Annotated in this window: 1 protein-coding gene; it reads left to right on the top strand. The window is 56.6% G+C overall.

Annotation, left to right across the window (positions count from 1 at the left end; all coding sequences use genetic code 11):
- Positions 1 to 251, top strand: a 251-nt coding sequence (locus QP437_RS10235; RefSeq protein ID WP_285267760.1) for a 2Fe-2S iron-sulfur cluster-binding protein, incomplete at both ends; no start/stop codon positions are given.

The following is a 251-nucleotide window of genomic DNA, read 5'->3' as shown; positions in this document are numbered from 1 at the left end:
ACGGCAAAGAATACGAGGTCAACGGGGCGGACAACCTGCTAGAGGCTTGTCTCTCTCTTGGTCTTGATATTCCCTACTTTTGCTGGCACCCGGCGCTAGGGAGCGTCGGTGCTTGCCGCCAGTGTGCGGTGAAGCAATATCAGAACGCGGAAGACACGCGTGGTCGCCTGGTGATGTCCTGTATGACTCCGGCATCTGACGGCACCTTTATTTCTATTGACGACGGCGAAGCGAAGCAGTTCCGCGAAAGC

Source organism: Haemophilus sp. UMB1048, from assembly GCF_030218125.1.
GTDB lineage: Bacteria > Pseudomonadota > Gammaproteobacteria > Enterobacterales > Pasteurellaceae > Haemophilus_D.
This window is presented reverse-complemented; position numbering and strand designations above follow the sequence as displayed.